The sequence below is a fragment of the Actinomadura rugatobispora genome, assembly GCF_055379765.1.
This window is the reverse complement of the sequence record NZ_AP029191.1, coordinates 8,973,227-8,986,333: the sequence shown is the minus strand read 5'-3', so window position 1 is coordinate 8,986,333 and position 13,107 is coordinate 8,973,227. Positions and strand designations below refer to the sequence as shown.

The window sequence follows — 13,107 nt, the reverse complement described above, 5'->3', positions numbered from 1 at the left end:
CTGCGCAGCACTCGCACCCGCACAGATATCGACCCACAAGAACCTTCAGACGCAACCGGCGCGACACCGGCCGAGCAGGATCGCGAGCGCGGTCGGCGAGGGACGGCGGATCAGTGGGCCGGACGGAGCCGAGGTGAGAACGCGTGACCGATCTACTGCCCCCCGAGGACGCCCCGGGCAGGAGCCCCCGTCCGAAGAAGGAGAAGATTCCCCCGTTCGCCCGGAGGGTGGCGACCGCGGGATTCGCCGGAACGTTCGTCGAGTACTACGACTTCACTCTGTACGGGGTGCTGACCGTGGTGTTCTCGCCGCTGTTCTTCCCGTCCGACGACCCCACGACCTCGTTCCTGGCGGGACTCGCGGTGTTCGGGGCGGGCTTCTTCGCCCGCCCGCTCGGCGGGATCGTCTTCGGGCACATCGGCGACCGGTACGGCCGGCGGGCGGCCCTGATCGGGACGATCATGCTGATGGGGGTGAGCGTGACCCTCATGGGCCTCCTGCCCACCTACGAGCAGATCGGGCTCTGGGCGCCGCTGCTGCTGGTCATGGCGCGGCTCGGGCAGGGCTTCTCGGCCGGCGCCGAGATGCTCGGCTCGGTGACCTACGTACTGGAGTCCTCGCCGCCGTCCCGCAGGTTCCTGCTCGGCTCGCTCACTCCGCTAGGCGCCATCCTCGGCGGGAGCCTCGGCGGCATCTTCTCCGGGGTCCTGCGCGGCGCGCTCGGCCCGGACGCGATGAGCTCCTACGGCTGGCGCATCCCGTTCCTCGTCGGGGCCCCGCTGGCACTGATCTGCCTGTGGATGCGGGCGCGGCTGGAGGACTCCCCCGAGTTCACCGGCATCGTCGCCCGCAAGGAGGTCGTCAGGTCGCCGCTGGGCGCGACACTGCGCGGGCACTGGCGCATCGTGCTGATCGCCGGGATGGTCGCGCTCGCCGCGCACGGGACGGCCGGGATGAACGCCTACTTCGCGACCTTCCTGGCGGGCACCCGGGAACTGCCCCAGGACCAGGTCTTCATCGCCGTTTCGATGGCGGGCCCGTTCGGCCTCATCACCATTCCGCTGGTCGGGCTGCTGACCGACCGGTTCGGCCGCAAGCCGCTGCTGGCCGGTGTGCTGACGGCCTTCGCCGTCACGATCGTCCCGGTGCTGTGGCTGCTGAGCACCACCCGGTCCTTCGTGGGAATGGCCGCCGGCTGCGTCGTCTTCATGTCGCTGGCCGCCCTGATCATGGTGCCGGCGCTCGCGCTGATCGCCGAGATGTTCCCGCCCGAGGTCCGCTACACCGCCGCCAACTTCGGCAACAACATCGGCACCGTGCTCGGATCCGGCCTCGCCCCACTGGCCGCCGCCTCGCTCGCCGCCGCGACCGGCTCGGGCCTGGGACCTGCCATCTGGATCGGCGGCCTGGTTCTGCTCGGATTGCTGGTGCTCCCCCGCGTCAGGACGACTGAACATCGCCCTGGCCGAGCCACCGCCACCGGGGAGGCGGACCTGGCCGGAACGTGAGAACACGGAGCCCTCATCGAGGGCACGACGACAGGAGCGGCATGCCCCGGCAGAAGCCCCTCTTCGACTACCTGGCGCTGGGCGGGGATTCAAATCTGGTCGCGAACGAGTGCGTCGCCTGCGGCGCGCGGTACTTCAACCGATGCAACGCTGCGCCGGGTGCTTCCGCACCGGGTCCCACGCTCGATTGCGAGGTGACGAGTGTGGAGGGGAACCCGGTGGACGTCTCACCCGGTACCAGCACGTGAAGGTGCGGGTGACCAGCCAGTCCATGCGCACGGACATGACCAAGCTGCACCCCGACAAGGACACCGTCGACCTCACGGCCAAGACGGCCCTGGACGACCGCGAACTGAAGCCCCCTGTCCGACTCGTTCAAGCGAAGGAGCGTCAACGACACCGGCTAAGTAGAGCCCTCTTGAGCGGTGCTGGCCGCTACCGAGTCCACCGGACAAAGAGGTGATCGCAACATTCCCCTCACGGAATTGACCGAGCAGCCCGACGGCGACGTGGTGAAGGGCCTCGCTGACGCCTTGGCCGCGGCACGCGATATCGACGGACACCAGCAGCCGAGGGTAATGTTGCCAGGGAGCGAAGATATGCCGAAAAGGGCGCATGATCCCCTCTCCGACCGGCCTGCCCGGGGCCGGTTCGGTCGCTTCCGGCGGTTCTTTAACGCTCTCCTTCATCCAGTGCTGCAGCGCCGCCGCAATCATTTCGTACCGGCGAACGGAAGCCTCGTGGATCGTCCGGGTCGACACATGCGCCGGTGCCGCGACCTCCCGGATCCATACCACCTCATAGCCCGCCATCTCGAGGAAGTCGGTCACCACCCGGAGCACGACCCGCTCGATCCGGGTCCCGGCTGGCGAACCCACTACTTCCTCATCTCGGTCACGGGCCACGGCTCCCCCGGCGGCGTCCCGAGCCGCGTTGCCGGGACGCCGCGGCTCGTACTGGGTCAGTTCGTCCTCTGCCCGTTCGACAAGCTCAGGGTTCCGCCATCGGTCAGCAGCGGCACGGCGGACAGGGCGCCCGTGGCGGTATCTACGCCCATGATCTTGGCCTGGCCCGCAGCGGGCAGCGCGTCGAGCTCGTCGGCGAAAGTGACCAGGGCGACCAGACCCGGTCGGCGCCGATCACCTCCACCAGGCAGATCGCGATGGTGCCCTCGAACGGCGCGTGCCCGCCAGATCTGCCCCTCCCCCTCGTTGAGGCAGCGGGCACACCCGCCCTCGGTGGCGTACAGACCAACGACGATGCCAGCGTCCTGCACCACCATCCAGAGCAGCGGCCCACCCCGCGTTCGAGCAACCACTCAAACTCGCGGATGGCCTCGTCCACGATCACCGGAGTCGGGAAGATCCGGTCCTCGACGTTCGACGCCCAGTGCTCGTGCGTCCAGCGCGCAGCCTACGGATCGTCGGCGAGCCGATCTGCCAGGTGGAAGAACGCCGGGACCTCGATTCATTTCAGCGGGGAGCGACCTCGATGAAGGCGGGTTCAGGAACGTACTCGCTTGACTTCACCAAGCGCGAGAATTCCTTAGGCAGGTACATGGTGAACGCGGTCCTCCAGCCGCCCGGTAACGCCGTTTTCAATTTGACAAGTGGATGGTAACATCGTTTTCCTCAAGTGGAGCCCGACCAAAAGACCTTTGGAGGCATGCTCCGATGCCGATCGACATCCGCACATTGAAGGGCGACCCCGCGGCGTACCAGGCCGAGTTGCGGCGACGCTGGACAGGACTGCTGAGCTACCGGTACATCGGCCGCAACCACAGTTCGATGAACACCGGACCGGTCGACAACACCGTGACGCTGCGCCGCGACATGCGCAATGCCGCCGGAGGCCTCCTGGTGGCCCCACTGTCGATCAGCGCACCCGAGGGTGACGTCGGCTCGGACCTGGAGACGGTCCCCAACCCGGTCATCCACTCCTGCCAGATCCTGGACGACGCACGCGACGTGAAGCGCATCGAGGTGGTGGAGTCAGAGGTACTCCACTCGGGCACGCGCATGGGCTACAGCCGATCGAAGATCGTTGACGCGGACGACCCCGGGCGCGTGATCGCGTTCACCGAAGGGCAAGGCGTACGGATCGGCGCGGTCCCCGAGGGCCTGCACAAGATGGAGGAAGACAAGCTCGACATCGAGGATTCGCCCGACCTGCCGCCCCTGCGGGAGGCGTTCGGCTGCGCCCGCCGCGCCGACGGGCACTGGATCCTGCCCGAGCTCGCGGTCGAACTCGCCTCGCCCGACGCCGCCCTGCACATCGGGCCGCAGCACATCCTGCTCGAGACCGCAGCGATCGACCTCGCCGCCGGCGCCACCGGCACCGACCGGCTCCAAATGCAGACCTGGCACGTCATGTTCCTGGCCCGCGGCAAGGTCGGCCCCTTCCGTGCCGAGGGCGAGGCGGTGCAGGGCACCGACGGCAACGTCGGCGTCCGTCTGACCTTGCACGACGAGGGCAACGGCGACCGCGCGGTGACGTCGGCCTCTGCCGTGATGCGGATCGTCCCCTAGATCATCAATGGCAGAGGGTCGGCGGGCCAGCGGTCCCTACTGCTCAGTCGACACGTCGGCCTCGGCCACCAAGGACGCTGGCAGAGATCGATGGCGATGATGTCGGCCCTCCTCGGCCAGCCGAGCACTTGCCGGTGGCTGGCCCCGGCAAGTGCTCGAATGCACGGTGCTGTGCACCGCCGCCCGCCTGGGCGCGCCGTCCGCCGATGCGCTGGCAGCCGCCGCTGCGCCCGCAATGCCGCCGGGTGGTGGGGCCGCCACCCACCGACCGTGGCGCCGCTGTGCTTGATCGTGGCGGCCCTGGTGCTTTATCGATGCCCGCATCCCGTGGGTCGCGCGCTCAGCAGAGCGGCCGCGGCCTACGCAAGGCCACGCGGCGAGGTACAGCGCACCACCAGCCGCGACAAGACCGCCGCCCGGTGCGGCCGGGGGCCGGCGTCGCGCACGCGACCGCGGCGACCGCGGTCGATACGCCCGGGCCTCTCACGATCCGAGCCAACGCCGGAGCCGCTTCATAGAACGCACCGAGGCGCGAATCGTCGTTGATGTCCAGGGCGACCAAGCGAACCGATTACGCGGTCAGCGGCCATACCTCTGCCGATTTAAGTCGTCCCGGGGTGGAGTCCGCGCTGAGCCCGCTTCCGAAGGGCTGGAGCGCGCCGACGCCGACCGGGCACCTGTGGTTCGCGGACAGGTGCAGCGTCAGCTCGGCGTAGATGAAGCTCCACTTGCCGTGGGACAGCCGAGCGGTGGAAACGTAGTCAACGCGGCGATCGCGGGGTCGGCTCGCCGTCCCACACCTGCCGACGCCCTGACCCAGCCCCGCAGCGGACCTGTCCGAGTGGCACGCCTCCCACTTGGCTCGCCACAAGTGCCCGCGCCACAGTGAGTTGACCGACGCACTACCCCGCTCCAATACCGGAGAGCTCTGCAAACAGCACTTGTGCGAGCGGTTGCCACGGGATACCGGGGGAATGAGGGCAGTGCCCGAAAGGCCGGGGCCCCTGGCCCTGGCGCTCAGCCCAGAAGACGGGCAACTGGCTGCCACGCTCGACGCCGTCCCGCCGTCTGCGTCAGAGCGGCGGGGCAGGTCATCCTGACAGCGAGCAGGGCGGTCGCCATCTCGCGAGCGCGCTCATTGTGGAGAGCCCGGGCATCGCTCCGTCGGTACGGCCCCCGCGGCGAGCCGGACGCCGAACTTGTCCCCAGAGGGTGGCCTATAGAGGGGGACGGCACCGATAGGAGCCTGAACGTACGAGCCAAACCCCGTGGTGGGCTGGCTCGGGCCGATGCCAGCGAACTTCGGATGGTCGCGGACAAGCCCGCTTAGCGAGGTGGCGAACGCCCTTCCAGCACTGGCCGCAGCTCGACCTCGTCTTGAAAGTCCTGGACGAGCCGGAGTTCGAGGGCGGAGTGCATGGCGGTTGAACTGTCCGGGCCGCAGGTGGTGTCCAAAAGGCGGCTCTCACAAGGAGTGGGCAGGGCCCGGTGCGGGGACACGCCGAGGGCGTTCGGACACGGATGCCCGGTTCAGCAGCCACCCGAACGGGGCGGTGCGAGCAACGCCGTTCAGCATCATCCGAGCGAGCGCGCTGGAGGGCTGCCGGTGCACATTCACCGGCGGGAACGGGCATTGGTCTTGGCTACCGCTGGGCGGTGGCGATTCAGCATGACCGCAGTTCCGTGGCCGGGCTGGGTGGCGAGCCCTGAATGGCTTCCCCGTCCCATCATCAATCTTGTCTTGCCATCGTGCGGACATGCCAGCGCAGGTGGGCGCGCATGCGGCTCAGCATGGCCGGATCATTGGGCGGGCGCCTCATGCCCTGGGGGGTCGGCAGACCGGCTTGCGCGTAACACATGATCGACCAGCTGACCGTCCACAGCGCGACCTCCGCGTCCACGTCCGGCCGCACGGCGCTGCGTACGAGCGCAAGCGTTTGCGGCACCATTCGTGCGTAGTTGCGCTCCTCCAAGTCGGTGATGTCACTGGCGTCGGACAACCGGCGATGCTGCCACAGCCTGGGGAGTTCCGGGTGCTCCAGGCAATGCACGAGAAGGCGGTCGAACAGAAAAAAGAGGCCATCGGCGTCCGGAGTGAAACGCGACGTTATCAGCTCCTGTTCGACCAACCACTCATCGGTCGTCCGCTGCATCGCCGCCAGGTACAGGTCGCGTTTGCCGCCATATCGTTCGGTCACCGTGCCGGGGTCGACACCGGCCGCGTCGCTGATCATCTGGGTGGAGACCTCGTCGTAGCCGAGTGCGGCGAACAGATGTCTGGCCACCCCCAGCAACTGGTCGTCCGCCGCGTCGCCACCACTCTCATCGTGTACGGAGTTAGCGGGGGGAGGCGCCTTCGACGGATTGGACTCTGTCATGCCATCACCTCCGGGCGTCTGTCTCGTCCCAAACTACCCGGTGATACCGAACCGCCAGACTCGGAGTGATTCAACAATCTTGGATGCAATTTTACCGGCGCATTGGCCACCTGCTGGCGCAATGACCCTGGGTATAACTGACGCATAGGACCACATGAGAGGAATACGCTGCGTGCGACTATCTACTCGCTTTCCTTCGTCCGTCGGCGGGTGAGGTCTGGACGGGCTCGGCGATGCCGCCCCTCACGAACAGGTCTTCGAGGGCTTCAACCGGCAGGCACCCCTCGGGTTGCGGCTGGTCGTCGTCGCGCTGGTGAACCGGCACGCGCCCATCCGGTTGGGCGATCAGGTTCCGCGGGCTTCCCTACCGCACGGACTTTCCGGGCAACCGCCCTGGACCGGCTGCGGCCGGGACGGGATCGAAGGCAAAGTGCCCACCGCCTGGTGGACGAGCGCGGGACGCACTTCCCCGCCCGAGGACATCGGGCCGCTGAGATGCGAGAGCTGAGCGAAACCCTGACGCCCTTGCCCGCCCTCTGACCGCCGGCCGTCGGCACCACGGGCACGGCGGCATCGACTTCCTGGGACGATCCACCGGTCGATGTCGAGCGCCCCTCGGCGGCTGGTACGACCAACTGCTGAACGCGCACTCGAACACCGCCGTCGTCGCGCGTCACCCGGCGAACGTGGACGCAGGTTGGTCCTATCTGGCCGGCGAGGCTTTCGGGACGTCGAGCGCGGCGGCACTGACCAGGCTCGCCCGGATCGTCTCGTGCTCGCTGGACTGCAGGGTGTTCGTGTGCGAAGCGCTCAGATGGGCGGCGGCCAGGCTGGTGGCCTTCGTGGAGTTGCCCTGCTCGATCTCATTCACCAGCTTCTCGTGGGTGCGGAGGGCGGCGCGCCGTGTCTTGCGTCCCAGCGGCGCCGACGGATCCGCCTCGGTGTCCGCTCCGTCGGCGATCGTCTCCCATACCAGTGAATCGTGAGCGGACCAGATCGCCTGCAGCGCACCGATCACGACGATCATCGGCTCGTTGCCACAGAACGAGACGATGCTGGAATGGAAGTCCCGCGAAAGCCGCAGGTACGCCTCCATGTCCTCCAAGCTCTCCCACTGCTGTTCCACGAGCTCGCGCAGCACAGGGACGACGGTCTCGGCCCGGTCCTCCCGGGAGGCGCACAGACCTGCACAGATCGGCTCTAGATGGCGGAGGGCGATGCTCACCTCCTGGGGCGAGGTCTCCCGTTTCTGGAGGACCATCGCGATCATCTGCGCGGCGCGCTCCGGCGTCGGGCTGTGCACGATCGCCCCGCCGACATTGCCGCGGCGTACGCTGATGAGCCCCTCGGTCTCCAGAATCCGGAGCGTCTCACGCGCGACCGGCGGACTCACCTGGTAACCGTCGAACAAACGCGCCTGACTCGCGAGGAGATCGCCCTCCTTCAACCGGCCGGACAGAATGTCCTCGCGCAACTGCGCCGCGATGATCTCAGCGAGTCGCGGTTGACGCAAGTGGGCCACGTGCTCTCCCATCAGGGTTGCCCGGCGAGCCGAGGTGCGGGTCCCTGGTCCGTACACCCAGCGGCTTCTCTATCTATCGCATATAAGATTACCTGACTGGCTGACCGACAGGCTCGTCATCCGCACCACGCGCGTCCTGTGCCGATCAGCCCGCCGACATCCCAGACGAGGCAGGGGCTCGCGGCGGCCCCTCAACGCTCCATTCCCAGGTCGTCGCCGGGCGGATCCGATCTGGCGCTTCACGCCGAGACTCCCCGCAGCGCATCCCCTGCCGGACTCAAGTCGATCTCGCCTGGCACCGTCCGGGGCGGCTCACGCACAAGGTGAATCTCTCTCGGCATCTCGTATCCGCCCAGCGACCGAGCGGCCTCCTCACCCAGCCGGGTCGGTCGGCATCCCCAGGATGGCCGCCGCGCGGACGTCCGGATGCGCCTCCGGCACGCTCCTGACCTGATCGGGCAGCAGCCTTGCGGCCGCCTCGGATGATCGTCTGGTCGAGGACGTCAAGGCACCCGTCGGCCTCGATGCGCCCGAGGTCGTTCGCATCCACCCCGCATCGGGACCGGGCTGGGTCGGTTTGACCTCCAGCAGACCCAGTTGGCCGGGCCCGAGCACGTCGTGGGTGCGATCGTCCACGATGCGGGGCCGACCCGCTCGTCGCTGCCGCACGCCTCTTCCCGGTACTTCGCGTGATCGCGCAGCGTCCACTCCGCCACGCCTGCGGCGAACTCGGCCACGCTGCAGGACGCCAGCAAGGGCACTCCTGACCAGCCGACGCAGGCGCCCGCGTCCTCCAGCGATGGTGGTGCCGGCCTCGACACGGAGGCTGGAGAGCTCTGCGGAGCCGGGCGCGGGCACGAGGAGCTTGGGAGCCCATGCTGACCGTCTTCGGCTGGCGTGGGAAGCCTCTTCCTCCCACGTGGTCGGTGCACGGGTGACATTGCCAATGTGGCGTCTGGGGGCTCGACGGCCCAGCGTGACGCACCCGTCCGTCATCGACCGCTGAAGTCGGGGTCAGACCGATCGGCGAACGTCTTGGCTCCTGCCTTGAAGTTGCGCGGCAGGCGAGTTCGAACCTCATCGTCTCGTCCGTCACCCCGCCTTCGGAGCTTCTAAGATTAGTAGTATATATATCTTAGAACGGAAACGTACCCACAGATGGAGGTCGGCCATGCCGGACGCGAGGATCCTGCGGGAGTACGGCGAGGAACCCGGCGTCGTCCGGCTGACCATCAACAACCCGCAGAAGAGGAACACCTACGATCCCCAGATGCGCGATCAGCTCGCCGCCTACCTCGGGGAAGCCGCCCAGGACGACGACGTCAAGGTCGTGCACCTCAGGGGTGCGGACGGCATCTTCTCCACCGGGGCCGACATGAACAACGCCTACGCGTGGTACGGGGACGGGAAGGCCAAAGGGCGCAGGCCGAGCCAGCGACGGCGGCTGACCGTCGACCGGCGCACGTTCGCCTTCTACCACGAGTTCATCGGGTTCCCGAAGGTGACCGTGGCCGAGATCAGTGGTTTCGCACTCGGCGGTGGGCTGGAACTCGCCCTCGCGGCGGACATCGCCGTTATCGCACGCGACACCCGGATCGGCATGCCGGCGACGCGTTTCCTGGGACCCGCCCTGGGATCGCTGCACCTGTTCTTTCACCGGCTGGGCCCGGTCCTCACCCGGCGCATGCTCCTGACGGGCGATCTCATCGAGGCGGGTGAACTGGAAGGGCTCGGCGTCTTCACCGAGTTCACCGACGCCGGGTCCGTGGCGGCGCGAGCCGACTACTGGGCGCGCAAGGCCGCTCGCATGCCGGCCGACGGGATCGTGATCGCCAAGGAGATGTTCCGCTTGGTGGAGCAGCTCCAGGCATACCAGGGCGAAGAGGTGCTGAGCTACGTCACCCATGCCTTCGGCACGAACCTGCGGTTCGAGGAGGATGAGTTCAACTTCGTCAAAGCGCGGGCCAAGCACGGAACCAAAGAGGCATTCCGGCTGCGTGACGAGCACTTCGACGTCGACGGCTGACCACACGTCGAAAGGCGTCCCCTCCGCCGCAGCGCTGCGGGCTTGCGGACCCTGAAGGAGTTCAGAACCGCGCGCCCGGCCACCTCGGCCGACTGCCCCGAGGGCCGACGAGCGACTGCCGGACGTGAGGAGGGCACCGCTCGTCAGAGCTCATCAGAGGATCTCCAGCACCGGGGCCGAGCCCATGCCGCCGTCGGCGCACATGGATGCGCAACCCAGTGACGCTCCCCTGCGGTGCAACTCCCCGACCATGCGGGCGCCGGTCGCGGCGATCGGGTGGCCCAGACCGCTGACGATGCCGCGTTCGCGGTCGAGTCCCAACGCTACGGATCTCCCCCGGTGCACCTGCGGCGCCGATGACCTGGAGAGCGTCTTCCTGCACCTGCTCACCGAGCACCACCGGGCGTCTAGGTCCTGCGTTCCTAGGCGCCCTGGGTGACGCTTCTGGCCTTTCTGCTGCCGGTGCTCCTGTCCGGCGTCTTCGTGACGGCCTCCGGCGGAACACCCCTGGACGGCAAGTCCCGGGCGCTCGGGATCTCCCCTGACTGGCCCCGTTTCCGCGCCGCGCTCATGCAGATCGACGCCGCGGGCGATTTCCTGCTCGTCGGCATCGTCGTCACCTGGATGTTCGGCCGCGAGTTCAGCGACCGCACCGTCCTGGACCTGCTCACCCTTCCCAGCTGTTGCCACGGCCTGGCTCGGCGTCCTCAGCGGGTTCCAGACGGTCGTCTGGCTCGCGGCGGGAGCGTTGCTCGGCCTTCCCGGGCCTCTGGGCGCCGCGACCGATGGTCTGCCGTCCCTCCTCCTTCTGCCGGGCATCGGGGCGACCGTCGCCTTTCCTCGTCTCCGGCGTCGCCATCGCCGCGATCGGCGGGAGCGCCTGGTGGCAGAGGGCAGAGCACACCTGACCAACCGCGGGCCTTGCTCGTTCCTCTGCGCTCCCCCACCGCTCCTCTCCCGGCTCCGGCGCCGGGCGGGTGACGTGGCCGGCCCCGACACGAAAACGTCATCGAGTCGGGGCCGACCGTTGAGGTGTTCAGTCCTTGACGGACTCGGCCTTGGCGTCCTCGGGACGTTCGCCGCTGAAGTAGGCGCGCGTCTCGCGGTAGACCAGGGGCGAGAGGATCAGCAGGCCGATCAGGTTGGGCAGGGCCATGAGGCCGTTCATGACATCGGAGAAGGTCCACACCGTGGTGAGGGTGGTGGTGGCGCCGATGTAGGACACCACGATGAACAGCAGCCGGTAGGGCAGCACGACCCTGCGCCCGAACAGGTACTCCACGCACCGCTCGCCGTAGTACGACCAGCCCAGCAGGGTGGAGAAGGCGAAGAAGATCAGGCTGACGGTGACGATGATGCTGCCCCAGTCACCGGGCAGGCCCGCGTCGAAGGCCCAGGCGGTGAACTTGCCCGCGTCCTCCTCGCCGCCGTTCTTCCACACGCCAGTGACCACGATGGTGAGGGCGGTGAAGCTGACCACCACCAGGGTGTCGATGAAGGTCTGCGTCATCGACACCAGCGCCTGCCGGACGGGGTGGGTGGTCTTGGCCGCGGCGGCCGCGATGCCGCCGGTGCCCAGGCCGGACTCGTTGGAGAAGATGCCGCGCGCCACGCCGTAGCGGATGGCGGCGGCGACACCGGCGCCGACGAACCCGCCCGCGGCGGAGGTGCCGGTGAAGGCGTCGCTGAAGATCAGGCCGATGGCCCCGGGGACCTCGTCGATGTTGAGGGCCAGCACGGCCGCGCCGCCGACGACGTACAGCACGATCATCATGGGCACGAACGCGCTGGCGACACGGCCGATGCTCTTGATCCCGCCGAGGATGACGGCGGCGGTGAGCAGGGTGACGATCGCGCCGGTGAGCCAGGTGGGCCAGCCGAACTCCTGGTTGACGTTCTCGGCGACGGCGTTGGCCTGGGTCATGTTGCCGATGCCGAACGCGGCCAGGGCGCCGGCGATGGCGAAGAACCCGCCCAGGAACACCCCCAGCGGTCCCTTGATGCCGTTGCGCAGGTAGTGCATCGGGCCGCCGCTCTGCTCACCGGCGGCGTCGGTGCGGCGGAACCGCACGCCCAGGAACGCCTCGCTGTACTTGGTGGCCATGCCGACCATGCCGGTGAACCACATCCAGAACACCGCGCCCGGCCCGCCCAGGGAGATGGCGGTGGCGACGCCGACGATGTTGCCGACGCCGACGGTGGCCGCGAGCGCGGTGGCCAGGGCCTGGTAGTGGGAGATGTCCCCCTCGGTCTCACCCCCGTCCGACCGTTTGACGAAGGCGAGCCAGAAGGCCAGCCGGAACCGCCGGATCTGCAGACCGCGCAGCAACAAGGTCAGGTACAGGCCGGTCAGCAGCAGCAGGGGAATGAGCAGCCAGGGGCCCCAGATGAAGCCACTGGCATCGTTGAGGAAATCGTCGAAAGCGTTCATCACACCACCGGGTCCAGGAGCGGGCGGAGATCACTCGGACGGTAGGTGATGCCGCGGCCATTTGTGTACTTCTGGTGACCAGACGTTACAAAATCGTCTTGTCGGCGTTTCGCGGGTCGGCGAAGGCCGCCTTCCGGGCCTGCGCCGACCCTTGGTCGGTGGGGTGCAGGGCGCCGTTTGTGCGGTTCCTGTCAGGCCATGTGGCCAGGTGGAATCGTCATGATGGGCGGGCCGGCGGCGGCTCGGAGGGGCGAGGGCGTTCGGTACGCCAGCGTTCGATCAGAGCGGGGAGTTCGCGGAACATGAAGCCGTAGAAGTCGCGCATCTCCTCCAGCCGGCGGGCCGCGGGGCTGCCCGGACCGGCGGCCTCGATGCCCCGGTCGGCGGCCTCGAACATGGCCTGGACCATGCCGTTCTGCGTCGACATCAACGTGGCCCACGCGCCCTCTCGAATCCGGTAGTGCTCGCGCCGGCTGCCGGGAGCGGGGGCGCGTTCGATCAGCCCGACCGTCGAGAGCATCTTGATCGCCCCTGACACGCTGCCGGAGCTGATGCCCAGCCGCTCGGCCAGGTCGGGCGCGGTGACGCTGTCCTCGTCGGCGAACATGAAGGCCGCCAGAACCCGCGCGGTCGCCTTCTGCATGCCGCCCTGGACGAAGCCCAGCGCCATGTGCTCCGCGGCCTCGGCCGTGTCCGCCAAGATCGTCCCCCTCC

Annotated in this window: 11 protein-coding genes; 3 read left to right on the top strand and 8 right to left on the bottom strand. The window is 68.3% G+C overall.

Going from position 1 to position 13,107, the window contains the following annotated elements; all coding sequences use genetic code 11:
- Positions 1-143 precede the first annotated feature (143 nt).
- Positions 144-1,508, top strand: coding sequence for an MFS transporter (locus ACZ466_RS40475; RefSeq protein WP_378287515.1), 1,365 nt, complete (start codon positions 144-146; stop codon positions 1,506-1,508).
- Between the two features lie 320 nt (positions 1,509-1,828).
- Here ACZ466_RS40475 and ACZ466_RS40470 read toward each other — a convergent pair whose 3' ends face one another.
- Together ACZ466_RS40470 and ACZ466_RS40465 are read right to left on the bottom strand one after the other, a co-directional pair.
- On the bottom strand, positions 1,829-2,338 hold the full coding sequence (locus ACZ466_RS40470; protein WP_378287516.1) for a hypothetical protein: 510 nt from the start codon (positions 2,336-2,338) through the stop codon (positions 1,829-1,831).
- Between the two features lie 131 nt (positions 2,339-2,469).
- Complete coding sequence (locus ACZ466_RS40465; protein WP_378287517.1) at positions 2,470-2,790, bottom strand: hypothetical protein; 321 nt, start codon at positions 2,788-2,790, stop codon at positions 2,470-2,472.
- 391 nt (positions 2,791-3,181) lie between these two features.
- Here ACZ466_RS40465 and ACZ466_RS40460 point away from each other — a divergent pair, with 391 nt between their 5' ends.
- Positions 3,182-4,036 (top strand): hypothetical protein, encoded by an 855-nt coding sequence (locus ACZ466_RS40460; RefSeq protein WP_378287518.1) that lies wholly within the window; start codon positions 3,182-3,184, stop codon positions 4,034-4,036.
- Between the two features lie 1,730 nt (positions 4,037-5,766).
- Here the strand turns inward: ACZ466_RS40460 and ACZ466_RS40455 are convergent.
- The 3 genes from ACZ466_RS40455 to ACZ466_RS40445 form a co-directional block, all read right to left on the bottom strand.
- Complete coding sequence (locus tag ACZ466_RS40455) at positions 5,767-6,414, bottom strand: TetR/AcrR family transcriptional regulator (RefSeq protein ID WP_378287519.1); 648 nt, start codon at positions 6,412-6,414, stop codon at positions 5,767-5,769.
- Between the two features lie 703 nt (positions 6,415-7,117).
- Positions 7,118-7,936, bottom strand: a complete 819-nt coding sequence (locus tag ACZ466_RS40450; protein WP_378287520.1) for a FadR/GntR family transcriptional regulator — start codon at positions 7,934-7,936, stop codon at positions 7,118-7,120.
- Between the two features lie 372 nt (positions 7,937-8,308).
- The gene (locus ACZ466_RS40445) at positions 8,309-8,572 is read right to left on the bottom strand and encodes a hypothetical protein (protein ID WP_464041871.1); all 264 of its coding nucleotides are present in this window, start codon (positions 8,570-8,572) and stop codon (positions 8,309-8,311) included.
- A gap of 535 nt (positions 8,573-9,107) precedes the next feature.
- Between ACZ466_RS40445 and ACZ466_RS40440 the strand changes: the two genes are divergently transcribed.
- Positions 9,108-9,962: an enoyl-CoA hydratase/isomerase family protein gene (locus ACZ466_RS40440; protein WP_378287521.1), complete on the top strand. Its 855-nt coding sequence runs from the start codon at positions 9,108-9,110 to the stop codon at positions 9,960-9,962.
- Positions 9,963-10,115: 153 nt separating this feature from the next.
- Here ACZ466_RS40440 and ACZ466_RS40435 read toward each other — a convergent pair whose 3' ends face one another.
- The 3 genes from ACZ466_RS40435 to ACZ466_RS40425 form a co-directional block, all read right to left on the bottom strand.
- Complete coding sequence (locus ACZ466_RS40435; protein WP_378287522.1) at positions 10,116-10,283, bottom strand: hypothetical protein; 168 nt, start codon at positions 10,281-10,283, stop codon at positions 10,116-10,118.
- A gap of 715 nt (positions 10,284-10,998) precedes the next feature.
- Positions 10,999-12,393 (bottom strand): alanine/glycine:cation symporter family protein, encoded by a 1,395-nt coding sequence (locus tag ACZ466_RS40430; RefSeq protein WP_378287523.1) that lies wholly within the window; start codon positions 12,391-12,393, stop codon positions 10,999-11,001.
- Positions 12,394-12,610: 217 nt separating this feature from the next.
- Positions 12,611-13,093: a GbsR/MarR family transcriptional regulator gene (locus tag ACZ466_RS40425; RefSeq protein ID WP_378287524.1), complete on the bottom strand. Its 483-nt coding sequence runs from the start codon at positions 13,091-13,093 to the stop codon at positions 12,611-12,613.
- Positions 13,094-13,107 lie beyond the last annotated feature (14 nt).